At 53.5% G+C, this 25760-nt stretch carries 16 protein-coding genes; 11 read left to right on the forward strand and 5 right to left on the reverse strand.

Going from position 1 to position 25760, the window contains the following annotated elements; genetic code table 11:
• Positions 1-16: 16 nt before the first annotated feature.
• Positions 17-1126: a maltose/maltodextrin ABC transporter ATP-binding protein MalK gene (gene malK, locus J1784_RS16145; RefSeq protein ID WP_112286738.1), complete on the reverse strand. Its 1110-nt coding sequence runs from the start codon at positions 1124-1126 to the stop codon at positions 17-19.
• Positions 1127-1504: 378 nt separating this feature from the next.
• Here malK and malE point away from each other — a divergent pair, with 378 nt between their 5' ends.
• The 3 genes from malE (at position 1505) to malG (ending at position 5238) form a co-directional block, all read left to right on the forward strand.
• On the forward strand, positions 1505-2704 hold the full coding sequence (malE, locus tag J1784_RS16150) for a maltose/maltodextrin ABC transporter substrate-binding protein MalE (protein ID WP_217150089.1): 1200 nt from the start codon (positions 1505-1507) through the stop codon (positions 2702-2704).
• Between the two features lie 70 nt (positions 2705-2774).
• A complete protein-coding gene (gene malF / locus J1784_RS16155; protein WP_217150090.1) occupies positions 2775-4334 on the forward strand; it encodes a maltose ABC transporter permease MalF in 1560 nt (519 codons plus the stop codon).
• A gap of 13 nt (positions 4335-4347) precedes the next feature.
• On the forward strand, positions 4348-5238 hold the full coding sequence (gene malG, locus J1784_RS16160; protein ID WP_112286742.1) for a maltose ABC transporter permease MalG: 891 nt from the start codon (positions 4348-4350) through the stop codon (positions 5236-5238).
• A 356-nt stretch (positions 5239-5594) separates the two neighbouring features.
• Here the strand turns inward: malG and malQ are convergent, their stop codons facing one another.
• Both malQ and malP read right to left on the reverse strand, forming a co-directional pair.
• Positions 5595-7682 carry a 4-alpha-glucanotransferase gene (malQ, locus tag J1784_RS16165; RefSeq protein ID WP_217150091.1) on the reverse strand — a complete coding sequence of 696 codons (2088 nt, stop codon included), beginning with the start codon at positions 7680-7682 and terminating at the stop codon, positions 5595-5597.
• A 9-nt stretch (positions 7683-7691) separates the two neighbouring features.
• Positions 7692-10094, reverse strand: a complete 2403-nt coding sequence (malP, locus tag J1784_RS16170) for a maltodextrin phosphorylase (RefSeq protein WP_217150092.1) — start codon at positions 10092-10094, stop codon at positions 7692-7694.
• A gap of 323 nt (positions 10095-10417) precedes the next feature.
• Here malP and malT point away from each other — a divergent pair, with 323 nt between their 5' ends.
• The 4 genes from malT (at position 10418) to pdeR (ending at position 18664) form a co-directional block, all read left to right on the forward strand.
• Positions 10418-13144 (forward strand): HTH-type transcriptional regulator MalT, encoded by a 2727-nt coding sequence (gene malT / locus J1784_RS16175; RefSeq protein ID WP_217150093.1) that lies wholly within the window; start codon positions 10418-10420, stop codon positions 13142-13144.
• Between the two features lie 252 nt (positions 13145-13396).
• Positions 13397-13681, forward strand: a complete 285-nt coding sequence (locus J1784_RS16180; RefSeq protein WP_217150094.1) for a YjcB family protein — start codon at positions 13397-13399, stop codon at positions 13679-13681.
• Between the two features lie 382 nt (positions 13682-14063).
• Positions 14064-16361 carry a beta-glucosidase BglX gene (bglX, locus tag J1784_RS16185; protein WP_217150095.1) on the forward strand — a complete coding sequence of 766 codons (2298 nt, stop codon included), beginning with the start codon at positions 14064-14066 and terminating at the stop codon, positions 16359-16361.
• Between the two features lie 284 nt (positions 16362-16645).
• Positions 16646-18664 (forward strand): cyclic di-GMP phosphodiesterase, encoded by a 2019-nt coding sequence (gene pdeR, locus J1784_RS16190; RefSeq protein WP_217150096.1) that lies wholly within the window; start codon positions 16646-16648, stop codon positions 18662-18664.
• 29 nt (positions 18665-18693) lie between these two features.
• Here pdeR and J1784_RS16195 read toward each other — a convergent pair whose 3' ends face one another.
• Positions 18694-19560: a crotonase/enoyl-CoA hydratase family protein gene (locus tag J1784_RS16195; protein WP_113877142.1), complete on the reverse strand. Its 867-nt coding sequence runs from the start codon at positions 19558-19560 to the stop codon at positions 18694-18696.
• A gap of 395 nt (positions 19561-19955) precedes the next feature.
• Here J1784_RS16195 and J1784_RS16200 point away from each other — a divergent pair, with 395 nt between their 5' ends.
• The gene (locus J1784_RS16200; RefSeq protein ID WP_274387332.1) at positions 19956-21992 is read left to right on the forward strand and encodes an NADPH-dependent 2,4-dienoyl-CoA reductase; all 2037 of its coding nucleotides are present in this window, start codon (positions 19956-19958) and stop codon (positions 21990-21992) included.
• An 82-nt stretch (positions 21993-22074) separates the two neighbouring features.
• Here J1784_RS16200 and rlmG read toward each other — a convergent pair whose 3' ends face one another.
• Positions 22075-23226 (reverse strand): 23S rRNA (guanine(1835)-N(2))-methyltransferase RlmG, encoded by a 1152-nt coding sequence (rlmG, locus tag J1784_RS16205; protein ID WP_217150097.1) that lies wholly within the window; start codon positions 23224-23226, stop codon positions 22075-22077.
• Between the two features lie 171 nt (positions 23227-23397).
• Here rlmG and J1784_RS16210 point away from each other — a divergent pair, with 171 nt between their 5' ends.
• The 3 genes from J1784_RS16210 to J1784_RS16220 are packed head-to-tail and all read left to right on the forward strand — an operon-like array spanning position 23398 to position 25697.
• A complete protein-coding gene (locus tag J1784_RS16210) occupies positions 23398-23904 on the forward strand; it encodes a M48 metallopeptidase family protein (RefSeq protein ID WP_112286754.1) in 507 nt (168 codons plus the stop codon).
• Positions 23905-23926: 22 nt separating this feature from the next.
• On the forward strand, positions 23927-24913 hold the full coding sequence (locus tag J1784_RS16215) for a Gfo/Idh/MocA family protein (RefSeq protein ID WP_217150098.1): 987 nt from the start codon (positions 23927-23929) through the stop codon (positions 24911-24913).
• A 37-nt stretch (positions 24914-24950) separates the two neighbouring features.
• Positions 24951-25697 carry a glutamine amidotransferase gene (locus J1784_RS16220; protein WP_217150099.1) on the forward strand — a complete coding sequence of 249 codons (747 nt, stop codon included), beginning with the start codon at positions 24951-24953 and terminating at the stop codon, positions 25695-25697.
• Positions 25698-25760 lie beyond the last annotated feature (63 nt).

The raw sequence follows: 25760 nt of genomic DNA on the forward strand, positions 1-25760 counted from the left end.
AGGGGATCGCGTGCTTTCAAACACCAGATTCGGGATGTAACCGGCGACATGCAGTTCCGTCCTCGCGGAACAGATGGCAACGGTGTGGTGGCAACCCGATGGCGAATGTTGCACCTTCTTCTACCAGCACCACGTCGTTCTGGCGGTACACCAGGTTCTGACGAATTGCCGGAATTTGGATGTGGATCTGTGTTTCGTTACCCAGTTGCTCGACGACCTGCACTTCACCGGAAAGCGTCACTTCGGCGACGTCGCTTGGCAGAAGATGTTCAGGACGGATACCCAGCGACAGGTTGCTGCCGACTTTCACGTCGGTGCCTTCGACGGGCAGCCAGACCTGCTGGCGGTTTGGCAACTCGACCTGCACACGTGCAGGTTCTGCACCGGTGACTTTCACCGGCAGGAAATTCATTTTTGGAGAGCCGATAAAACCGGCGACAAAACGGTTGGCTGGATAGTGATACAGCTCGAGCGGCTTACCGACCTGAGCGATATGTCCGGCATCGAGCACCACGATTTTGTCGGCCAGCGTCATCGCTTCGACCTGATCGTGGGTCACGTAAATCATGGTGCGTTTCAGGCGCTTATGAAGGCGCGAAATCTCAATACGCATCTGCACACGCAGCGCGGCATCCAGATTGGAAAGCGGTTCATCGAGCAGGAACACCGTGGGTTCTGCGACCAGCGTACGGCCAATCGCCACGCGCTGACGTTGTCCGCCGGAAAGGGCTTTCGGGCGACGATCCAGCAGGTGCGCCAGCTGCAATACTTCAGAAACCTGATTCACCCGCTGATTAATTTCAGCTTTCTTTGCTCCGGCCAGCTTCAGGCCAAAAGACATGTTTTCTGCTACAGACAGGTGCGGATAAAGCGCATAAGACTGAAATACCATGCCGATGCCGCGGTCTGCGGGCGGCACTTCGTTCATGCGTTTATCACCAATCTTCAGTTCACCAGAGGTGATGTCTTCCAGACCGGCAATCATGCGCAGCAGGGTTGATTTGCCGCAGCCGGATGGCCCGACAAAAACCACGAACTCGCCCTCTTCGATTTCCAGATTGATGTCGCTGGAAATCACGGTTTCACCGAAGGCTTTGTACACGCTGTTAAGGGAAACGCTCGCCATCCTGAACTCCTGTACTTGCTGCCAGCGAGAAAACTCAATGCAACGAAGAGTGAAGGAATAGCGGCTAAGCGTAATCATCCGTAACAAAGTTTTTCATGGGGGAGGAGCAGGGAGGATGACGGTTTTGCGCAACCGGATGAAAGTTCACATCAAAAATCAAATTCGTGATCTGAATTGCAAAAAACGACGCATATTTTTGAGTGATGAACCACATAACGCCTGAGAGTGTCGGCGGGATCACATTCTGAGAGGCGGGGGCGTAGAGGGGGGGATGATGAAGCGTTGTCGGGTTGAATCCACACTGGCGTCGTACCCTGTCTTTTCCCGTCTCAGACGACAGAAAACCGACTCCTCACAGGAAATAAAAAGGATTGGATTATGACTCTCAGCATTAAGAAGATCGTAAAAAATACCCTGGCACTCTCGGCGCTGGCTACGCTGGTGCTGTCATCTTCCGCATTTGCCAAAATAGAAGAAGGAAAGCTGGTCATCTGGATCAACGGTGACAAAGGCTATAACGGCCTGGCGGAAGTCGGTAAGAAGTTTGAGAAAGACACCGGCATTAAAGTCACGGTAGAACATCCGGACAAGCTGGAAGAAAAATACCCGCAGGTAGCAGCCACCGGCGACGGCCCTGACATCATCTTCTGGGCGCATGACCGTTTCGGCGGTTACGCACAATCCGGTTTGCTGGCTGAAATCAGCCCGGATAAGGCCTTCAAAGACAAACTGTTTCCGTTCACCTGGGACGCAGTCACCTTCAACGGCAAGCTGATCGGCTATCCGGTCGCGGTTGAAGCGCTGTCACTGATTTACAACAAAGACATCATTAAAGAAGCACCAAAAACCTGGGAAGAAATCCCTGCGCTGGACAAAGAGCTGCGCGCCAAAGGCAAGAGCGCCATTATGTGGAACTTGCAGGAACCGTACTTCACCTGGCCAATCATCGCCGCTGACGGCGGTTATGCCTTCAAATATGAAAACGGCAAATACAACATTAAAGACACCGGCGTGAATAACGCGGGTTCTCAGGCTGGCCTGCAATTCATCATCGATCTGGTGAAAAACAAACACATCAACGCCGATACCGATTATTCCATCGCCGAAGCCGCCTTCAACAAAGGCCAGACCGCGATGACTATCGACGGCCCGTGGGCATGGTCCAACCTCGACAAGAGCAAAATCAACTACGGCGTGACGCTGTTGCCAAGCTTCCACGGCAAACCGTCTAAACCGTTCGTCGGCGTGCTGACTGCCGGTATCAACGCCGCCAGCCCGAACAAAGAACTGGCGAAAGAGTTCCTGGAAAACTATCTGATCACCGACGAAGGTCTGGCAGTGGTCAACAAAGATAAACCGCTGGGAGCCGTGGCACTGAAAACGTATCAGGCACAACTGGAGAAAGACCCGCGCATCGCCGCCACGATGGCTAACTCCAAAAATGGCGAAATCATGCCTAACATCCCGCAGATGAGCGCTTTCTGGTATGCAGAACGCAGCGCCATCATCAACGCGGTGAATGGCCGTCAGACGGTTCCGCAAGCACTGAAAGACGTAGAAACACGCATTACCAAGTAATGCCGAAGCATTAGCTCAATGAACGGTGCGGGGCCGCAGGTTCCGCACCGCCACCACAAGGATTGTCCTTATGCCAAGAGCCAAAAAACGGCCGTTCAGCAATGCGTTCAAATGGTTGGTCATCGCCCTGCTCGCCTGCTTTACCGGTTATCTGATCGTGCTGATGTATGCGCAGGGCGAAATCCTTTTTGCCGTTCTGACCCTCATCCTTTCCAGCGTCGGTTTATACATTTATGGAAACCGCCGCGCTTATTCGTGGCGCTATGTCTATCCTGGCCTCGCCGGAATGTCGTTATTTGTGCTGTTCCCGCTGGTCTGCACCATCGCGATTGCTTTCACCAATTACAGCAGCACTAACCAGCTGACGTTCGAGCGTGCGCAGTCAGTGCTGATGGACCGTCAATTCCAGGGCGGAAAAGCACTGAATTTTGCCCTGTTCCCTGCTGGTAAAGAGCCTGCCGGGGACAAATGGCAGCTGGCACTGACTTCTGCGGATAACAGCGAGACGCTGGTTTCCCCGCCCTTTGCTTTCAATGCCTCCGCGCCACAAACGCTGGAGATGATCCCGCAAACCGCCCCTTCCGCTGAAAAAGCCGGGCTGCGCGTGGTGACACAAAACCGGGCGGCGCTGGGCCAGATCTCAGCTCATTTACCCGACGGCGAAACGCTGCGCATGAGTTCACTCCGCCAGTTCTCCGGCACCCAGCCGCTGTACAAACTGGGCGACGATGAAAAGCAACTGACTAACGTTGAAACCGGCACAATCTACCGCCCGAACATGAAAACCGGCTTCTATCAGGCAGTGAATGCGCAGGGGGAATGGCAGGCCGAACAACTCAGCCCTGGTTTTACCGTCGGTATCGGCTGGGGAAATTTCCTGCGTGTACTGCATGACGAAGGGATCCAGAAACCCTTCCTGTCGATTTTCGTCTGGACCGTCGTTTTTGCCCTGCTGACCGTCATTCTGACCGTCGCCGTTGGCATGGTGCTGGCCTGCGTGGTGCAGTGGGAGGAGCTCAAAGGCAAAGCGGCTTATCGCATTCTGCTGATCCTGCCCTATGCGGTTCCGGCCTTTATTTCGATTCTGATTTTCAAAGGGTTATTCAACCAGAGCTTTGGTGAAATCAACCTGATGCTCAGCGCGTTATTTGGTATCAAACCGGCCTGGTTCAGTGATCCGTGGACTGCCAAAAGCATGATCATTATTGTCAACACCTGGCTCGGTTATCCGTACATGATGATCCTGTGCATGGGACTGCTGAAAGCGATTCCGGATGACCTTTACGAGGCGTCGGCAATGGACGGCGCCACGCCGATGCAAAACTTCTTCCGTATCACGCTGCCGCTTTTGATCAAGCCGCTGACGCCGCTGATGATTGCCAGCTTCGCGTTCAACTTTAATAACTTTGTGCTGATTCAGTTACTGACCAACGGCGGGCCGGACATGCTCGGCACCACCACGCCAGCCGGTCATACCGATTTGCTGGTCAGCTACACCTACCGTATCGCCTTCGAAGGCGGCGGCGGGCAGGACTTCGGACTGGCGGCGGCGATTGCCACGCTGATCTTCCTGCTGGTGGGTGCGCTGGCTATCGTGAACCTTAAAGCCTCACGCATGAAATTCGACTAAGGAGAAACAGACAATGCCGATGGTTAAACCTAAGTCGCAGAAAGTCAGATTGCTGGTGACGCACCTGTTGCTGCTGTGTTTTCTGGCGCTGATCCTGTTCCCGCTGCTGATGGTGTTCGCCATCTCGCTGCGTCCGGGTAACTTCGCTACCGGCAGCCTGATCCCGGATCAGGTGTCGTGGGATCACTGGAAACTGGCACTGGGTATCGCGGTCACCAACAGCGACGGCAGCATCACACCGCCGCCGTTCCCGGTCATGCTGTGGTTGTGGAACTCGATCAAGATCGCCGGGATCACTGCGGTCGGGATCGTTGCGCTTTCCACCACCTGCGCCTACGCCTTTGCCCGCATGAAATTCCGCGGTAAAAGTTCGCTGCTCAAAGGGATGCTGATCTTCCAGATGTTCCCCGCCGTCCTTTCGCTGGTGGCGCTTTACGCCCTGTTCGACCGCCTCGGCATGTATGTGCCATTCCTCGGGCTAAATACCCACGGCGGCGTAATATTTGCCTATATGGGCGGCATCGCGCTGCACGTGTGGACCATTAAAGGCTACTTCGAAACCATCGACGGCTCGCTGGAAGAAGCCGCCGCGCTGGACGGCGCAACCCCGTGGCAGGCATTCCGTCTGGTACTGCTGCCACTGTCAGTACCGATTCTGGCGGTGGTATTTATTCTGTCGTTCATCGCGGCGATTACTGAAGTGCCGGTGGCGTCGTTACTGCTGCGTGATGTAAACAGTTACACCCTGGCGGTCGGGATGCAGCAATATCTGAATCCGCAAAACTACCTGTGGGGCGATTTCGCAGCGGCGGCAATATTGTCCGCCATCCCGATTACGGCAGTATTCCTGATTGCTCAACGCTGGCTGGTCGGCGGTTTAACGGCAGGCGGTGTGAAAGGTTAAATGTAAGGCTAATGCGCTTGTTTCACTTTGTTTGATTCCCTGTGTCTTGGGCGGCTGAATAAGCCGCCTTTTTTTATGTTTGCAGATCTCGTGGATGTAAAAGTCCTGAAAATAAGCAGAATAGTGATGAGAACAAATGAAGAAATTTTAAAAACGTTTTTCCTGAAATAGTGGCTAATTATCATAGAACTAAAGATCAACGCCGTATTGTGGGCGACATGATGTTTACCCTTCCCGACCTCTGCGAAATTCTGGTGGGCATTCCTGCCAAAGGCGTGGATGCAAATTCACAAGGTTTCTTTTAGGCCATGCGCAAAAAAGCCCCTTACGGGGCTTCGTTTGTCCTTCTCTCTATTTCAGCTCACAGACACTTTCCTGCGGCGTTTATCGAGGTCTTTAATCAGCTTGTTCACCTGCTCATCGGCGAACATCTCTTCAAGGGATGTGGACAGCTTACGGCGCCAGTTCGGGTATTCGTCGCTGGTGCCGGGCACGTTAACCGGTGCGTCCATGTCCAGCCAGTCTTCCGGTTGCAGGCCGAGTAAGGCGCAGGCGCTGTCAGCGACATAGCGTTGCAGGCCACGGTTAATTACAGGCGTCATCTCCATCAGTTCCGCTTTACGTCCGGTTTTCTTAGGGATGCAATCGTAATGATGTAAGCCGTCAAGCAGCCCCTGACGCGCACGGGCGCGATCGGCATACAGCTCCTTAAGCACTTCTTCATCACGATATAATCCCAGCGATTTACCCAGCGCCAGGTCGTCGCTTTGCCAGTATCCGCGCAGCGTCGGCAGGTCATGCGTGGTGATAGTCGCCATCGCCTGAACCGGATACGACTGCGGTGCGCGGAAGTTGTTTTCCTCATCGCGCTCGAAATACAGCACTTTATAGGAATACACGCCGCCCTCGCGCAGCTTACTGACGATCTCAACCGGCACAGTGCCCAGATCCTCACCAATCACCATGCAACGGTGACGCTGACTTTCCAGCGCTAAAATGGCGAGGAGATCGTCCACCGGATATTGCACATACGCGCCCTTATCCGCCGTTTCACCGGCCGGGATCCACCACAAACGCAACAACGTCATAACGTGATCGATACGCAACGCGCCGCAGCTGGTCATGTTAGATCGCAGCAGATCGATAAACGGCTGATAGCCCCGCTTTACCATCACATGCGGATCCATCGGACGCAGATCCCAGTTCTGACCGAGCGGCCCGAGGATATCCGGCGGTGCGCCGACCGAAGCCTTCAGACAGTAAAGCTCGCCGTCACCCCAGGTTTCCGAGCCACCTTCCACCACACCCACCGCCAGGTCACGGTACAGCCCCATCGGCATATCGTGCTGCTGGCTGGTGTGATAGCACTGTGTGAACTGTGTTTCGGCCAGCCATTGCAGCCACAGATAGAACTCCACATCCTGCGCATGTTGCTCGCAGAAAGCCCGAACGGCGGGCCCGCGCGCATCATGATATTGCTCCGGCCAGCGGTTCCAGCCGAGGGCAACATCGGTTTCTTTCGCCAGATGTTCATATAACGCGTCAAACGCCGCCTGCAAATACAAGCTTTCACCGCCCTGCTTCACAAAAGCCGTCAGCGATTTAACCTGCGGATCCTGCGTTTTACGCTTCAGGAACTGCGTATAAGCCAGACGTAAACCTTCGAGTTTCAGCGGCATGACTTCGCCGTAATCCACCCAGTCGCTGGCGCGCACGGACTGCAACCGTTGCTGCGTGAGCGGCTGATGCCACCACTGTTGCGCGGCATCGCTCAGCCTGAAATCATCTACCGCACTGACGTCGATATAAATCACGTTCAGCCAGCGGCGGGACGACGGACTGTACGGGCTTGCCGCCACCGGATTGGCCGGATACAGCGCATGGATCGGATTTAGCCCGACAAACGCACCGCCGCGCTCCGCAACATTTTTCAGCAACAAACTGAGATCGCCGAAATCGCCGATGCCCCAGTTGTTTTCAGAACGCACCGTATAAAGTTGTACGCACGCACCCCACAGTTTTTTACCGACCAGCAGCGCATCAGGTTCATAGCAGCGTTTAGGGGCGACAATCACCCGGCAATCCCACTGCTGCGCATCCTGTGTCAGTGTCAGCTGATGATAACCGGCAGGAATTTTGCCCGGCAGCGCCAGCGTCATTTTGCCGCTGATGCGACCGTGTTGTGCCGCACCGCTTTCCAGTTTCAGTGTCCAGCCATATTCCCCTTCGCCACCGACCGGCAATGCCAGACGGCTACCACTGATGAACACTTTCACCGACGGCACCGGCGTGACAACCTGGCGGCGTTCTGCCACCCAGCCCATTGCCGACAACAGCTCACGCTTAGTTTCAGGTGCGATTGCCTGCTGCTTACCGTGCGCATTAATAAAACCAGAGGAAATACCCGCCTCCCTGGCGGCCTGCTCCAGTGCTTTGTTCTCCATGCGGGCTCCTTAACGTTTCGCCTGCCAGATCCGCTGCTGATAATCGCGGATCGAGCGGTCGGAACTGAACATCCCAACACGTGCCGTGTTGAGAATAGTTTTGCGCGTCCAGTCGTCCTGGTCGCGGTAAAGAACATCAACTTTTTGCTGTGCTGCGCAATAATCGGCAAAGTCCGCCAGCACCAGATACGGGTCGCCGCCGCCCAGCAGACTGTCGAGCATCAGGCTGAACGCCTGTTTGTCGCCATCGCTGAAGAAGCCGTTTTCCAGTTCTTTAAGAATTTTATCCAGATGCTTATCTTTCTTGCGGATCTTCAGCGGATCATAGCCTTTTGCCTGCAATGCTTTGACCTGATCGACGGTATTGCCAAAGATGAAGATATTGTCTTCTCCGACTTCTTCGGCAATCTCAACGTTCGCGCCGTCGAGCGTGCCGACGGTCAGCGCGCCGTTCAGCGCCAGCTTCATGTTGCCGGTGCCCGAAGCTTCTTTCCCGGCGGTGGAAATCTGCTCGGAAACGTCTGCGGCCGGGATCATCAGTTCAGCAACTGAAACGCGGTAATCCGGAATAAACACCACTTTAATACGATCACGCACCAGCGGATCGTTATTCACTTTCTCCGCCACTTTATTGATGGCATAGATAATGTTTTTCGCCAGGTAATAACCCGGTGCCGCTTTCGCACCGAACAGGAATACGCGCGGCACCATGTCCATTTCCGGGTTATCGCGCAGCTGGCGATACAACGACAGAATGTGCAGCAGGTTAAGGTGCTGGCGTTTGTATTCGTGCAGGCGTTTGATCTGCACGTCGAAAATCGCGTCAGGATTGAGCGTCAGCCCCATCACCTGTTTCACGTAGTGCGCCAGTTGGATTTTGTTTTCGTGCTTAATCGACTGATAACGCTGACGGAATTTTTTATTGTCGGCGTAACTTTCCAGCCCTTTCAGGGCATCGAGATCATTCACCCACTCGGTTTTCAGCGTCTCATCAATCAGAGAAGACAGTGCAGGATTGCACTGCTTCAGCCAGCGGCGCGGCGTAATACCGTTGGTGACGTTATGGAATTTGTTTGGCCACAGCTGGTGATATTCCGGGAACAGGTCTTTCACTACCAGTTCGGAGTGCAACGCCGCCACGCCGTTCACCGCAAAACCGCTGACCACACACAGGTTCGCCATGCGGACTTGTTTGTTCTGGTGTACAGACAGTTTTTCCCACACCGCTTTGTCGCCCGGCCACTGTTTTTCGACCACTTTTTTGAAGCGGGCGTTAATGGCTTTGATCAGCGAGAAATGGCGCGGCAACAGGCTGCGCACCAGTTTTTCGTCCCAGCATTCCAGCGCTTCCGGCATCAGCGTGTGGTTGGTGTATGCGAAAGTCTGGCTGGTGATCGCCCAGGCGGCGTCCCAGTCCAGCTGATGCTCGTCTAGCAAAATGCGCAGCAATTCAGGAATAGCAATCGTCGGGTGCGTGTCGTTGAGCTGGATGACTTCGAATTTCGGCAAATCCTGAATTTTACGACCCAGGAAATGATGACGGCGCAGGATGTCGGCGACCGAACAGGCGCACTGGAAATACTGCTGCATCAGGCGCAGGCGTTTACCGGCGTCATGGTTGTCATTCGGATACAACACTTTGGTGAGCTTCGCGGCATCAATGCCTTTCTGCTCGGCCTTGAGAAATTCACCGTCGTTGAACAGGGTCAGATCAAACGGGTGTACGTCGGTCGCCTGCCACAAACGCAGCGGCTGGGTGACGCCATTTTTGTAGCCGACCACCGGCAGATCCCAGGCTTCACCGCGCAGGGTGAACGCCGGATGCCACTGTTCTTCGCCATTTTCTTTCTTCGTCAGTTTGCCGCCAAAGGCGACGTCGACGGACAGCGAGCTGTTGTGGCTGAACCACGGATAGCTTTCACGGTGCCAGTTATCCGGCGCTTCCTGCTGCTTGCCTTCGCTGAAAGACTGGCGGAATAAACCGTACTGATAATTCAGGCCATAGCCGGTCGCCGGTTGCCCGACGGTCGCCATTGAATCGAGAAAACAGGCCGCCAGACGCCCTAATCCGCCATTACCCAGCGCCGGATCAGTTTCCTGTTCCAGCACATCGGCCAGCTCAACACCCTGTTCTTTCAGCGCCTGACTGACGGTTTCATACCAGCCGAGGTTGATCAGGTTATTCACGGTCAGGCGCCCGATCAGGAATTCCATCGAAATATAGTTAACGTGCCGTTGCGGCTGTTTTGTCATTTTTGGCGCGGGCTGCGCGCTCAGTTGTTCGGAAAGCGCAGCGCTGGTGGCCTGCCACCACTGATGCGGTGTCATATCCTGCGCCTGTTGCAAACCGAATCCCTGCCACTGGCGTTTTAGCGCGGCTAAAAACTGCGTCTTATCCAAAGTCACCTGCATCACATGCCTCTTTATCCGGGAATTTGTAGGGAAGTCTTCTGATGTTGATTATCACTATGCTGACGCTTGTGCCTGTGAGCGGCATCATCCTGCCAAAGATTAGGCAGGGAGGAGAAACGGGGCGTAGCCGGAGGAGACGGAGGATCAGGGGGAAGCTCTGAAAATTTGTATTTAGAAGTGTGATGCAGAGCAACTTAACGGCATGTAAAAACGTAACATTCTTGCAATCAATGTTTCAAAGGAGGACTTTAGAAAAAGTGATTAATTACACGCTGCGAAATAATTATTACGCCCCCTGACTACCGTCAAAAGAACAGAAAAAAATGCTGATCCCGTCGAAATTGAGCCGCCCTGTGCGGCAGCAAAATACAGTGGTTCGCGATCGTCTGCTGACGAAGCTCTCGACTGCGCCAAATTATCGTCTGACCCTGGTCGCCAGTCCGGCGGGCTATGGGAAAACGACGCTGGTCGCACATTGGGCGGCGGGAAAAAGCGATCTGGGCTGGTATTCACTGGATGAAAGTGACAACCAGCCGGAGCGTTTTGCCAGCTATCTCATTGCTGCCATACAGCAGGCCTGCGGGGGTCATTGCGTCAAAAGCGAAGCGCTGAGTCAGAAACACCAGTACGCCAGTTTATCGGCGCTGTTTGCTCAGCTGTTTGTTGAGCTTTCCGACTGGCACCGTCCGCTGCTGCTGGTTATCGACGATTATCATCTGATTTCAAACGACGCTATTCATGAAGGGATGCGTTTTTTCCTGCGCCATCAGCCGGAAAATATGTCGCTGGTGGTGCTTTCGCGCACCCTGCCGCCGCTGGGTATCGCCAATATGCGTGTACGTGACCAGCTGCTGGAACTCAACGCCACGCATCTGGCGTTTACGCATCCGGAAACACAGCAATTTTTTGACAACCGGCTGAAAGACCCTATCGACCAGGCTGACAGTGGTCGTTTGTGCGACGAAGTGGCTGGCTGGGCGACGGCGCTCCAGTTGATCGCATTATCCGCGCGTCAGTCCACCACCTCTTCTCAGCAATCCACGCAACAGTCCGCACGCAAACTGGCCGGGCTGAATGCCAGCCATCTTTCAGAATATCTTGTGGATGAAGTACTGGATCGCGTAGATGCGCCGACGCGAGACTTTTTGCTGCGCTGCTCGCTGTTACGCTCGATGAACGATGCACTGATTGTGCGCCTGACCGGCAGTGAAAACGGCCAGCAGCGTCTCGAGGAACTGGAACGTCAGGGGTTATTCATTCACCGCATGGATGACACCGGAGAATGGTTTAATTTCCACCCACTGTTTGCCACTTTCCTGCGCCAGCGCTGTCAGTGGGAACTGTCAACGGAATTGCCTGCTATCCACCGTGCCGCCGCTGAGGGCTGGCTGGCGCAGGGCTTCCCCGCCGAAGCCATTCATCATGCGCTGGGGGCGGAAGACATCAACATGCTGCGCGATATTCTGCTGCAACATGCCTGGGCGCTGTTCAATCAGAGCGAACTGGCGTTGCTGGAAGAATGTCTGGCGGCGTTGCCATATGACCGCCTGATCCAGAATCCTAAACTGGTGCTGTTGCAGGCCTGGCTGGCACAAAGTCAGCATCGTTATGCCGAAGTGGAAACGCTTTTAGTGCGCGCCGAAAGTGAAATGAAGCAGCGTAATATCGTGATGGAACAGGATCTGACCGCTGAATTTGATGCCCTGCGCGCGCAGGTAGCAATCAACGACGGTCGTCAGGATGAAGCTGAAAAACTGGCTACCGACGCCCTGAAATATCTGCCTTACGAAAGCTATTACAGCCGCATCGTGGCGACATCGGTCACCGGTGAAATCCAGCATTGCAAAGGTGACCTGACCCGCGCGCTGCCGCTGATGCAGCAAACCGAACAGATTGCCCGTCGCCATGAAGCCTATCACTACGCGTTATGGGCATTGCTGCAACAGAGTGAAATTCTGATTGCTCAGGGCTTTTTGCAGGCTGCGTTTGAGATGCAGGATCGCGCCTTTGAACTGGTCCGCGAACAGCACCTCGAACAGCTACCGTTGCACGAATTTTTACTGCGCCTGCGCTCGCAATTGCTGTGGTCGTGGTCGCGGCTCGATGATGCTGAGGACGCCGCACGTCAGGGGCTGGACGTACTGACTAACTTCCAGCCGCAGCAACAGTTGCAATGTCTGGCGATGCTGGCGAAATGCTCCCTCGCCCGCGGTCAGCTCGACAATGCAAATCATCACCTGCAACGTTGTGAAAGCCTGCTCAAAACCGGTCAGTATCATATCGACTGGCTGACCAATACTGACAAGCCCCGGGTGATTTACTGGCAGATGATCGGCGATAAAGCCGCTGCCCGCCAGTGGCTGCAACAGGCGCGTAAACCCGATATGGCTGACAACCATTTCCAGCAAGGCCAGTGGCGTAATATCGCCCGCGTGCAGATTTTGCTGGAACAGTTTGATGAAGCCGAAGTGGTGCTTGATGAGCTGAATCAGAATGCCCGTCAGTTGCGACTGACCAGCGATCTGAACCGCAATCTGCTGCTCAGCAATCTGCTTTGCTGGCACACCGGTCGTAAAAATGATGCGCAGCGGATATTAATTGAAGCGCTGGGGCTGGCTAACCGTACGGGTTTTGTCAGTCATTTCGTCATCGAAGGGGAAATGATGGCGCAGCAGCTGCGCCAGTTGCTGCAACTCAATTTACTGCCGGAACTGGAACAGCGTCGTGCCCAGCAGATTCTGCGTGAAATTAACCAGCACCATCGCCATAAGTTCGCCCACTTCGACGAAGGGTTCGTCAACAAACTGCTGACGCATCCGCAGGTGCCGGAACTGATCCGCACCAGTCCGCTGACCCAGCGCGAATGGCAGGTTCTCGGGCTGATTTACTCCGGTTACAGCAATGACCAGATCGCCGGTGAGCTCGACGTCGCGTCCACCACCATCAAAACGCATATTCGCAATCTGTACCAGAAACTGGGCGTCGCGCACCGTCAGGAAGCCGTTCAGCAGGCACAGCATTTGTTGCAGGTCATGGGCTACGGCGCGTAACTCAGCAAGCCCTTATGTTCAGAGGCACCTCTCTTTTCATAACACATCATCAAAATAAGTTGATGTGTTATGCCTATTTTTCATTAGCGAACATTTTTTGCTCAAAAATAAAATCCGGTGATATAATGTGACCGTCGTCACATTATTGTAATTCACCATTTCTTCAGAAAAGCCCGCTGCCAACTTGTTATCTCAGCCCTCTGGCTGATTTTAGCTTTGCGTAAGCGGCTGTAGTGAGTAAGGATTTTATCGATGGGTACGTTAACTGCCGGGATTGTCATGATGCGCTGGGAATTGCTGAGCGCCTTTTTAATGTTCTGCACCAGCCAGCTCAATATTGTTTGCCGCCAGTCCAGCCGTAATACCATGGCGTTCGTTTGCAGTGGTCTTGGTCTGACTGTGACCTGTTTCTTTGTCATGAGCCTGATGGGCATGAATTATAATGCCGTTGCCGTCGCGCAATTCTGGGCAAACACCAAAGACGTTTTCTTTGATGTTATGAGCAAAACCCCTACCGATATGTCTTATTACTATTAATCCGATTTCCTGACGGGTTATTCCAGATTTTAAAAGGGCAGAACATCACGTTCTGTCCTTTTTTATTGCCTCAGTAATGCCGGCTCAAACCTGACTTGCTGATTATTTGTCCACCTGCATATCATTTATTCCTAAATTTAAAAAAATGCGTGGCGTATCTGAGGTCTTTTTGTACGTGAGTTTCTGATTACCTGTAAATTGCAGTCTGTCCCGCAATGTAAAACGATATTGTGCGCAGGGCATAAACTATTCATTGCTAATAGTTGAAGGGTCGTATTAGATTCTCACACATACTTTTCTTAGAATGATCATTGCTTTGTTTGCTTCAGGCTGCTGAATTTTCACTGATTTGGCACCCCTGCTTATGGCTGAAGGAATTCCGATGAATACGCATCACGTGCTTGGCGCGTTAGTGTTACTGGTAAGTTCTGCTTCTTCGCTCGCCGTCGAAACGACGGGCATCCCCCAGGATCAGGTAAAAGAACGCAATGCGTTTATTGCTGACCTGATGAAAAAAATGACCATTGATGAAAAAATTGGTCAGCTGAATCTGGTCACTGTGGGGCCGGATTATCAGAAAGAAGCCATTATGGCTGACATCCGCGCCGGCAAAGTCGGTGGCGTGTTTAATACCGTCACAAAGCCAGATATTCGACGTATGCAGGACCAGGTGAAAGAAAGCCGCCTGAAAATACCTCCGTTTTATGCCTATGACGTGGTCCACGGTCAGCGCACTATTTTCCCTATCAGCCTTGGCCTGGCCGCCAGCTGGGATATGCAGGCCGTCAACACCAGCGCACGTATTTCTGCACTGGAAACCGCAGCTGATGGTCTGAATATGACCTTCTCTCCGATGGTCGATATTACCCGTGATCCGCGCTGGGGCCGTGTCTCCGAAGGCTTTGGCGAAGACACCTACCTGACGTCCCGCCTCGCACATGAAATGGTGACGGGTTATCAGGGGAATGACCCATCCGCACCTGATGCTGTAATGGCTAACGTGAAACACTATGCGCTGTATGGCGCTGTTGAAGGCGGTCGCGAATACAACACCGTGGACATGAGCCTGACCCGCATGTTCAATGATTATATGCCCCCGTATAAGGCGGCCGTTGATGCCGGTGCCGGTGGCGTAATGATTGCGCTCAACAGCGTTAACGGCATTCCTGCAACCTCAAATACCTGGCTGCTGAAAGATATTCTGCGTGATGACTGGCAGTTTAAAGGCCTGACAGTGAGCGACCACGGCGCTATCGGCGGTCTGGTTAAACATGGCGTGGCCGAAGACGATCGTCAGGCTGCGGCTATGGCGCTGAAAGCCGGTGTCGATATGGACATGGCCGATAATATGTACGGTAAGTATCTGAAAGGATTGCTCGCTGACGGTCTGGTGAGTCAGCAAGATATTGACCGTGCCGTGCGCGACGTTCTGGCCGCGAAATGGGACATGGGACTGTTTGTCGATGAATACCGTCATTTAGGCCCGCAGTCGAGTGACCCGACGGACACTAATGCCGAAAGTCGTCTGCATCGCACCGAAGCCCGCGAAGTGGCGCGCACCTCCCTCGTCTTGCTGAAAAACACCAATGAGACGTTGCCGTTACAGAAAAAAGGCACCATCGCCGTGATTGGCCCGCTGGCTGACAGTAAACGTGATGTGATGGGCAGCTGGTCTGCCGCCGGTAAAGCGGCTCAGGCCGTGACCGTGTTGCAGGGGATGAAAGATGTCCTCGGCGATAAAGGCACATTGTTATATGCCCGCGGTGCTAACGTCACCAATGATCAGGGGATGGTCGACTTCCTCAATTCCTACGACAAGCAGGTCATCAACGACCCGCGTAAACCGCAAGACATGATCGACGAAGCGGTAAAAACAGCCGAGAAATCAGATGTCGTAGTTGCCGTAGTTGGCGAAGCACAAGGCATGGCTCACGAAGCCTCCAGCCGTTCTGACATCAGTATTCCGCAGAGCCAGCGTGACCTGCTCAAAGCCCTGAAAGCCACCGGTAAACCGCTGGTTATCGTACTGATGAATGGCCGCCCTCTGACACTGACGTGGGAAAACGACATCTCCGATGCCATGCTGGAAACATGGTTCAGCGGCACCGAAGGCGGTCACGCCATTGCGGACGTTCTGTTTGGCGATTACAACCCGTCAGGCAAATTGCCAATGACCTTCCCGCGCTCGGTCGGACAAATTCCTTTGTATAACAGTGTGCTGAATACCGGTCGTCCGTTTAATCCGCAGCATCCGGATAAATACACCACCCGATATTTCGATATCACCAACGGTCCGTTGTTCCCGTTTGGTTATGGCCTGAGCTACACCAGTTTTAGCGTGTCTGATGTGAGCCTTTCATCAACCACTATGGATGCGAAAAATCCGCTGACGGCCAGTGTGACGGTGAAAAACACCGGTAAAGTCAGTGGCGCCACCATCGTCCAGTTGTATCTGCAGGATGTCACGGCCTCTATCAGTCGTCCTGTTAAAGAGCTGAAGAACTTTGAGAAAATCACCCTGCAACCGGGTGAAGAGAAAGTCGTGACCTTTACTGTTAACGAAAGAGATTTACGTTTTTACAATGACAAGCTGAAATGGGCATCTGAACCCGGAAAATTCAACGTATTCGTGGGATTAGATTCTCAGGACGTGAAGAAAACCAGCTTCCTGCTGAAATAACTTTTCGGGTCTGAATAAGCAGACCCGGAACGCTGTCAGCACTTTCTCTCGCAGGCGGAATTCCGGCAACGGAACCCGCCTGTTCTGAGCAGTAATTTCTGTACGGTGACTGGATATATAACTGACAGTTGCTAACCTTAAATTCAATGCGTTACGCCTCCCTGCTCTGTATCCGCTAATTGCGGAGCGGTGCGGGTGTGCTGAGCAGAGTAAACTCCGTCTGTGCTGACTGTCGCCATGTCGCCACACTGGCGGCGTATAGCGTTCTTTTCGGAGAAACATTCATGGTCGATTCTCAAGATGCCTCCATCCTGTACCTGCATTTTGGTACGCCCCGCCCATACTGGCGAGTGGGTTCAGACAGCAATGCACTGGAGCTGTCCGCAGAAAAGGGCGTCGTAAATGTGGCTATCTCCCTGACCCAATGGCAGGCGGGAAAAATCAGGCAACTGACCGGGATCACCTCAAGTTTCACACTGGACATCACCTTGTTCGGCTCCCCTGTACGCCTGTATCTTGTTGGCCGGAAAATCGACAGTAAAGCCTGGGCGGGTACCGCATCGGCGTATCAGGACACTGAATCCGTCGCACACGACCTTGAAGTCGGTCTGACTTTCGCTGAACAGGTGGTTTCCGAAGCCAACTCCGTGATCGTGATTATCGATCAGGAGGGCAAAATCCACCGTTTTAACCGGCTGAGCGAAGAATATACCGGCCTGCGCGAAGAAGATGTCATTGGGCGCAGCGCCTATGATCTCTTCATGTCGATGGAAGAAGGTCTGGCGTCACGTCAGAACATCAACGGTTTTTTTCAGCATCAGCAATCCTACGAAGTCGAACGCTGGATCAACACAGTTAAAGGCCAGCGGCTGTTTCTGTTTCGCAATAAATTCGTTCACAGCGGCAGCGGAAAACAACAAAAATACCTGATCTGCTCCGGCTCTGATATTACCGACGAACGCAAGGCGCAGGAACGTCTGCGCGTGCTGGCTAATACCGATTTGGTTACCGGTTTCGCTAACCGTAATGCGTTGCAGGAATCGCTGGCTAAAGCCCTTCTCGAGCGCGGCGAAAACAAAGTCGGACTGATCTATCTGGATCTGGATAACTTCAAAAAGGTGAACGATGCTTACGGCCATATGTTTGGTGATCACCTGCTGCGGGCGGTGTCAGATGCCATTCAGGATTGCCTGTCGCCAAACGATAAGCTCGCGCGCCTCGGCGGCGACGAATTTGTTATTCTCAGCACACATGCCGAACTGAGCACGCTGGAAGCACTGAGCCAGCGCGTGCTGCGCCGCCTGAGCCTGCCATTTCGTATTGGTCTCATCGAAGTTTATACCGGCTGTTCTGGCGGCATCGCCATCTGTCCGGAACATGGCACTGACGGCGATACGTTGTTGCAGAACGCCGATACCGCTATGTATGTGGCGAAAGAAAAAGGCAAAAATGCGCACTGCGTTTTCTCACCGGGAATGAATGAAAAAGCCTCAGAATACATGTGGCTGGATACGCATTTGCGCAAAGCGCTGACGGAAAAGGACGAGCTGATTTTGCACTATCAGCCGAAAGTCTCGCTTTATGGCACCGTGCAAAGTGTGGAAGCGCTGCTGCGCTGGAATTCGCCGGAACGCGGGCTGATCCAGCCGCAAAGTTTTATCCCGTATGCCGAAGAATCTGGCCTGATCACGCCCATCGGCAAATGGGTGATTGAAACCGCCACCCGCCAGGCGACCGAATGGCAGAAAAAAGGCCTGAATCTGCGCGTGGCTGTGAACCTTTCCGGACGTCAGCTGAATAACGGTTCGTTTATCACCACGCTTTCTGACGCCATGAAAAAAGCCGGAATGAAAGGTTGTCTGCTCGATTTTGAACTGACAGAAAGCTGTCTGGTGGAAGATGAAGGGGCGGCTGTCACCATGATTAACCAGCTGCATAAACTCGGCGCGCAGGTGCATCTGGATGATTTCGGTACCGGCTATTCTTCCCTGTCGCAGCTGGCGAGAATTCCGCTCGACTGCATTAAGCTCGACCAAAGTTTTGTCCGCGGGATCAACGACAATGCGGTATCACAGGCGCTGGTGCGGGCGATTGTGGCAGTGGCTAAAACCCTGCAACTTACCGTAGTGGCGGAAGGTGTGGAAACGGCCGAAGAAGAGAAGTTAATTGACGAGATTGGTGTGGACAGCAAACAGGGATTTCTTTACGCCAAGCCAATGCCCGCAAAGGAACTCGAGCACTGGCTTGAGGAAAAAATGGTTGCTTCACCCAATGTTTTTAAACATAAAGCAAAACAGAAATAGCGCCAGTGACGGGCCATTTCTGCCCGCTGCTAGCCGGTTTTACGCAGTGATGCAGTATGCCGGTTTTGCAGCATGACCAGACGCTCCATATAACTCAGGTCTTTCTCCTCAAGCGTAAACGCGGCATCCACCCAATCCTCCGTAATATCCATCAGTTCGGAACGTGAAAGTTGCAGTACACGCTGGCGTGCGCGGATCATCGCGCGGATCCCGTTGAGTTTTGGCCGCAGCACATCCATAAACGTACGCGTGGCGTTGAACGCCTCCCCCGGCTGGAACAGCACATCCACCAGACCGCGGCTTTCAAACCATTCCGCAGTATGAGACTCACCGGTCGAAATCAGTTCTTCCGCCAGCTTCATCCCCGCTTTGCGCGAAACAAGCGAATAACCGCCCATTCCAGGAAAGAGGTTAAACGCGATTTCCGGAAATCCCATCCGGGCCGTGTTTTGCGCCAGCACATAATGATGCGCCAGCGCCGCTTCGAATCCGCCGCCCAGCGCGGTGCCTTCAATCATCGACAAGCTGATCGCCCCCACATCAAACCCGCGCGCTGCGGCGTGAACACAGTCCACACAGGCTCTGGCGTAGGCACGCAAAGCCTCGCGCTTATTATTGACGATGGAGTCGACAAAGAAACTCAGATCACCTCCCACATTGTACATATTGGGAACCAAAGAGCCGGTGACCCAAAAATCGAAACGCAGCCCCGACGCCTTCGCGGCATACGTCAGGGTCATGATGTCCTCAATAAGCTCCTGATTAAAACATGGACGTGGATATGACCTGAGCATCATCCACATGACATTACGGCCCTCTTCATAATAGGCTGCAATCTGGGACAAATGCCCGGCTTCGGTAAACGGGCGGCAGGCTGTATGGTCAATAAGATTCATAGTATATATCCAGGTTAGAAATGAATTTTTAGGGTGAAGCAGCTCCAGCCTAGTCCAGCTCTAACCCGAACTGAATCGATTCGAGATTGTTTTATAAAAATAATCCTAAACACATTAATTTAATAAAAAAATGTTAAAAATAAACAACCTGCAACCAATCAATATTGTGTAAAAACAAAGAAATAATTATTTAACCTGCTACATCAGACGGTCAGACCCCCTCAAAAATAACCCTTATAATTAATATCCGGTGACTAATAATATGCGTAATAGTTAATTAACTCTCAGGGAATTCCTCAGAGTGATACGTATCACAGTCATTGCACGCTGACTTTCCAATTGCGCTGCCACCCGCTAAATTGAATTCATCTCCTCCGACCACTTAAGAGAATTCCATGACTGAACGCGCTTCGCTGTTTTATCCGCACCTGCTGGCGCCGCTGGATTTAGGTTTTACACAACTGAAAAACCGCGTGCTGATGGGTTCAATGCACACCGGACTTGAAGAACTGGAGGACGGGCCGGAACGTCTGGCGGCTTTTTATGCCGAACGCGCCGCAGCAGGCGTCGGGCTGATTGTCACCGGCGGCATTTCTCCTAACGCGCAGGGCGTGGTTTATCAGGGCGGATCAATTCTCGCCGAACAGGAACACATCACGCATCACCGCGTGGTGACCGATGCCGTTCATGCAGCGGGCGGAAAAATTGCGCTGCAAATTCTTCATGCCGGTCGCTACAGCTATCAGCCTCACCCCGTCGCGCCTTCTGCCCTTCAGGCGCCGATCAACCGATTTACGCCTCATGCCCTGAGCGAAGAAGAAATCGAATCCACGCTGTCAGATTTCGCCCGCTGCGCGCAACTTGCTAAAGAGTCCGGCTACGACGGTGTGGAAATCATGGGCTCCGAAGGTTATCTGATAAATCAGTTTCTCACCGCGCGCACCAATCAGCGTACTGACCGCTGGGGTGGATCCGCTGAAAACCGGATGCGGTTTGCTACAGAAGCGGTACGCCGCGTACGCGAAACTTGCGGGCGGGAATTCATCATTATTTATCGCTTATCAATGCTGGATTTAGTCGAAGAAGGCTCTGACTGGCTGGAAGTGGAAAATCTGGCGCAACGTATCGAACAGGCCGGCGCGAGCATTATCAACACCGGCATCGGCTGGCACGAAGCACGGATCCCCACCATCGCCACGATGGTGCCCCGTGCGGCTTTCAGCTGGGTAACACAAAAGCTGATGGGTAAAGTCGGCATCCCGCTCATCACCACCAACCGCATTAATGACCCGGACGTGGCAGAGAAAATTCTCGCTGAAGGCTGTGCGGATATGGTGTCGATGGCGCGGCCTTTCCTCGCCGATCCGGCATTTGTCGAAAAGGCGGCGCAGGGGCGGGCTGACGAAATCAATACCTGCATCGGCTGTAATCAGGCCTGTCTGGATCAGATATTCGCTGGCGAAGTCACTTCATGCCTGGTCAATCCGCGCGCCTGTCGTGAAACACAGCTACCGGTCACCCGTGCTGAAATCGCCAAACGGCTGGCCGTTGTCGGCTCCGGCCCGGCCGGACTGGCGTTTGCCACCACCGCCGCCAGCCGCGGGCATCACGTCACGTTGTTTGATGCCCACAATGAAATCGGTGGACAATTTAATATCGCCAAACAGATCCCCGGCAAAGAAGAGTTTTATCAGACGCTGCGCTATTACTCGCGTCAGCTGACGTTGCTCGGTGTAACGCTTCGCCTCGGTGAAACCGTCGCCGCCAGCCAGTTAACGGGCTATGACGAAGTGATCCTCGCCTGCGGTATTTTGCCGCGCCTGCCGGACATTGCGGGCATTGATCACCCGAGCGTACTGACGTATCTCGACGTGTTGCGCGATAAAAAACCAGTCGGCCAGCGCGTCGCAATTATTGGCGCGGGCGGTATCGGTTTTGATACCGCCGAATATCTGGTGCATAAAGGGGTGTCATCCAGCCTGAGTACCCAGGCTTTCAGTCACGAATGGGGAATTGACCAGAGCCTGATGCACCGCGGCGGTCTGGCGCCAGCCGGGCCGCAGCCGGAACCGGCCGCACGGGATATCGTTCTGCTACAACGCAAAACCACCAAAGTGGGCGCAGGACTGGGGAAAACCACCGGCTGGATACACCGTGCCAGCCTGTTGCACCGTGGCGTGAAGATGCAGAGCGGCGTGAGCTATGAGCGCATCGATGATGCGGGTTTGCATCTGATCATGAACGGCGAGCCGGTGTGTCTGGAAGTGGATAACGTGATTATCTGCGCCGGACAGGAGCCACAGCGCGCACTTTTCCAGCCATTGCAGGATGCCGGTAAAATCGTGCACCTGATTGGCGGTGCAGATGTCGCCGTCGAACTCGACGCACGCCGTGCTATCGATCAGGGCACGCGGCTGGCACTGAAAATATAAACATTTGATTAGAAAACTGCAGACGAAAAAAAAGCCGCGATTAGCGGCTTTTTCATTTCAGTTCTTCACACTAATGCTGCAATCAGTGATGCGACGCCGTTTTCACTGCACGCAAGATCACGAATTTCTGGTTGGTGGCGATGGTGGTGCAGTTACCGAACAGGCGACGCAGTTTCTGGTAGTAATCCAGATGACGGTTGCCGACAATACGCAGTTCGCCGCCGGTTTGCAGGCAACGTTTGGCGTCGCAGAACATGCGCCAGGCGGTGTCATCGCTGACCACGGTGCCCTGATGGAACGGCGGGTTACACAGCACGGCGTGCAGCGTTTCGCGCTCGACTCCGGCCAGCATATTGTTCACTTCGAAATGACAGCGGCTGACATCCTGCGGCAAATTGTTTTCGACGTTAATACGGCTCGATTCCACGGCCATGTAGGACTCATCAACAAACAGCATTTCCGCGTCAGGATTCAGCGCCAGTGCGGTCATGCCGATCACGCCATTACCACAACCCAGATCCGCCATGCGGCCTTCAATACCTTCCGGCAGATGTTGCATGAAGAAACGCGCACCGATATCCAGACCGCCGCGAGAGAACACGTTCGCGTGGTTAGAAATACGGAATTCGCTGTCATCGAGCGCCCATTCGGAAATCACCGGCTCAGCAGATTGTGCAGGCAGGGTCGCTTCGCAATGGATCAGGCGGGCTTTTTTCCACGCCAGACTGGTTTTGGTCGGCCCGAGGATTTTCTCAAACAACTGCAACGTGGAGGTATGGATATCGCGGGCTTTCGCGCCAGCGATAATCTGCGTGTCCGGCGTTACCACTTCACGCAGCGCCAGCAGTTGCTGTTCAAGCAGTGCCAGCGTTTTTGGCACTTTGATGATGACCAGACCCGGATTGATCGGCAACGGCACCAGGCTGCTTTGCGCCGCCACGCTGTCTTCGTCAAAACCGTTGAGGCGCAGGTTATGGCGCATCGCCAGCTGGCTCATGAAGGAATCATTAATGCTGGTCGGATTGTGTGGCTGCAATGCGCAGGCCAGTGTGCCAAAAGCATCGTTGAAAATCAGCAGCGGACGGCCGTTGAGCGCGTCGGTGTTCAGGTTTTGCAGCAGATATTCATCAGCCGCTTCCCATGCCTGCAATTGCGTTGCCGCTTCTTCCAGCGGATAACGTTCCAGACGCAGTTGCAATAACTGACCACCTGTTTCGGTTTCGAATTGGCTCATTAGCCCTCCTCAATATTCAATTTGCGCTGTTTATCCCTTAATTTGGTCTATCAGTAAAACGTTTTTTCAGTTAAAAAGGGGTTTATCTGCCGGATCGGCGCGATCGTAACGAAAACCCCGCTTACCGGTATGGCATCTTTTTCCCGGCAATAAGAGACAAAGCAAACAGTTATGCCTGAATTGACCTATCTGCAAGGCTATCCCGAGAATCTTCAGGCTCAGGTGCGCCAGTTAATCGAACAGGAACGTTTAGGTAAAGTGTTGCTGACGCGATACCCCGAACCGCACGAGCTGACCACTGACAAATCGCTCTATCAGTATACGCTGGACCTGAAAAACCAGTTTTTGCGCAGTTCGTCGCCGTTAAGCAAAGTCGCTTACGACAATAAAATCCACGTGATGAAACACGCGCTGGGCTTGCATACGGCGATTTCCCGCATTCAGGGCGGCAAGCTGAAAGCCAAAGCGGAAATCCGCGTCGCGACGGTGTTTAAAAGCGCGCCGGAAGCGTTTCTGAAAATGATCGTGGTGCATGAACTCGCGCACCTGAAAGAAAAAGAACACAACAAAGCATTCTATAGCCTTTGCTGTCATATGACGCCCGACTATCATCAGTTAGAATTCGATACGCGCATGTACCTGACGCATCTGGAAATATTCGGTAAGTTGTACCAATAATAATTAACTATAGGGATTTCTCATGATTCGTTTTGGTGTTGTGGGTACTAACTGGATAACCCAGCGTTTTATTGATGCCGCACACGAAAGCGGAAAAATGAAACTGACCGCGATTTACTCCCGCACGCTGGAAGGCGCTAAAAAGCTGGGCGAGGATTATCCGGTTGAGCACTATTTTGATTCACTGGAAGAAATGGCCGCATCTGATCTGATTGATGCCGTCTATATTGCCAGCCCGAATTCATTGCATTATCCGCAGTCCCTGCTGTTCCTCAGCCATAAAAAACATGTGATTTGCGAAAAGCCGCTGACGTCCAATCTGCATGAAGCCGAAAACCTGATCGCCCGCGCGAAAGAGAACAATGTGGTGCTGTTCGAGGCGTTCAAAACCGCGTATCTGCCGAATTTCCTGCACATGAAAGGTGCGCTGAACCGCATTGGTAAACTGCGCAAAGCCATTCTGAATTACTGTCAGTATTCGTCACGTTATCCGCGTTATCTGGCTGGCGAAAACCCGAATACCTTCAATCCGGCCTTCTCCAACGGCTCGATTATGGATATCGGTTATTACTGTCTGGCCAGCGCCATTTCGCTGTTTGGTGAACCGGAATCGGTAAAAGCCACCGCGACGTTACTGGAAAGCGGCGTTGACGGTCAGGGCACCGTGGTATTGACCTATGCGGATAATTTCGAAGTTGTTATCAACCATTCCAAAATCAGCGACTCCCATCTTCCGAGCGAAATTCAGGGCGAAGAAGGCACCTTGCAGATGGAAAAACTGTCTGAATGCCAGACACTCAGCCTGACGCCACGCGGCAGTCAGAAGCTGGATCTGACGCAGCCTCAGCACATCAACACCATGCTGTATGAAGCAGAAACTTTTGCGATTCTGGTCGACAGCCAGTTTGTCGCGCATCCGGGGCTGGAAGTCTCGCGCATCACCGCCAAAGTGCTGACGGAAATCCGTCGCCAGACCGGCGTGGTGTTCCCGGCAGACAGCCAGTCCTGATTATCCGTAAAAATTATCCATCGTTCGGGAGTAACAGATGATTGCACCCAGCCAGAAACCGCTGTTGATTTTACAGACCGGCCACGCACCTGAGCCTATCCGCCGCGCGCATGATAACTTCCCGCAGATGTTTATCCGTCAGGGTGATATCGACGCGCAGCAGGTGGTCATTGTGGATTTGCAGGCGGGTGAACGCCCGCTGCCGCCGGAAAACTATTGCGGCGCGATCATTACCGGTTCGCGCAGCATGGTGACTGAACATCTGGCGTGGAGCGAAGAAGCGGCGGACTGGGTACGTCTGGGCATGTTGCAAGAATTACCGATGTTCGGTGCCTGTTACGGTCATCAGCTGATGGCGTACGCACTGGGCGGCGAAGTGGATTACCATCCGCAAGGCATTGAAGTCGGCACGCACGAAGTGACGCTGACGCCTGCCGGGCATTTGGATCCGCTGGTATCGCAACTTCCGGCACAGTTCGCGGCAAATCTTATCCATCTGCAAACCGTTATTACGCCGCCCGCCACGGCGACGGTGCTGGCGAAAACGCTGCACGACCCGCATCAGATTTTGCGCTACGGCCCGAATGCAGTCAGCACTCAGTTCCATCCGGAATTCAGTCTGGCGGTGATGAAAACGTATTTGTCTTGGCTGGCCTCGATTGCGGAAGATGACCGCGTGGACTTTGCTCATCAGGCTCAGCAACTTAGCGAAACCCCGCTCAGTCAGGGGCTGCTGCTCTCGTTCGTCGGCGCACTCGGCAAGCGTCAGGCACTGGCGGGATAATGACCCATAATGTTTCTGAATGTTTGACATTCGACACATTTTGCATTAATTTCCGAGATGCAA

It is taken from the genome of Rahnella ecdela (assembly GCF_019049625.1).
Lineage (GTDB): Bacteria > Pseudomonadota > Gammaproteobacteria > Enterobacterales > Enterobacteriaceae > Rahnella > Rahnella ecdela.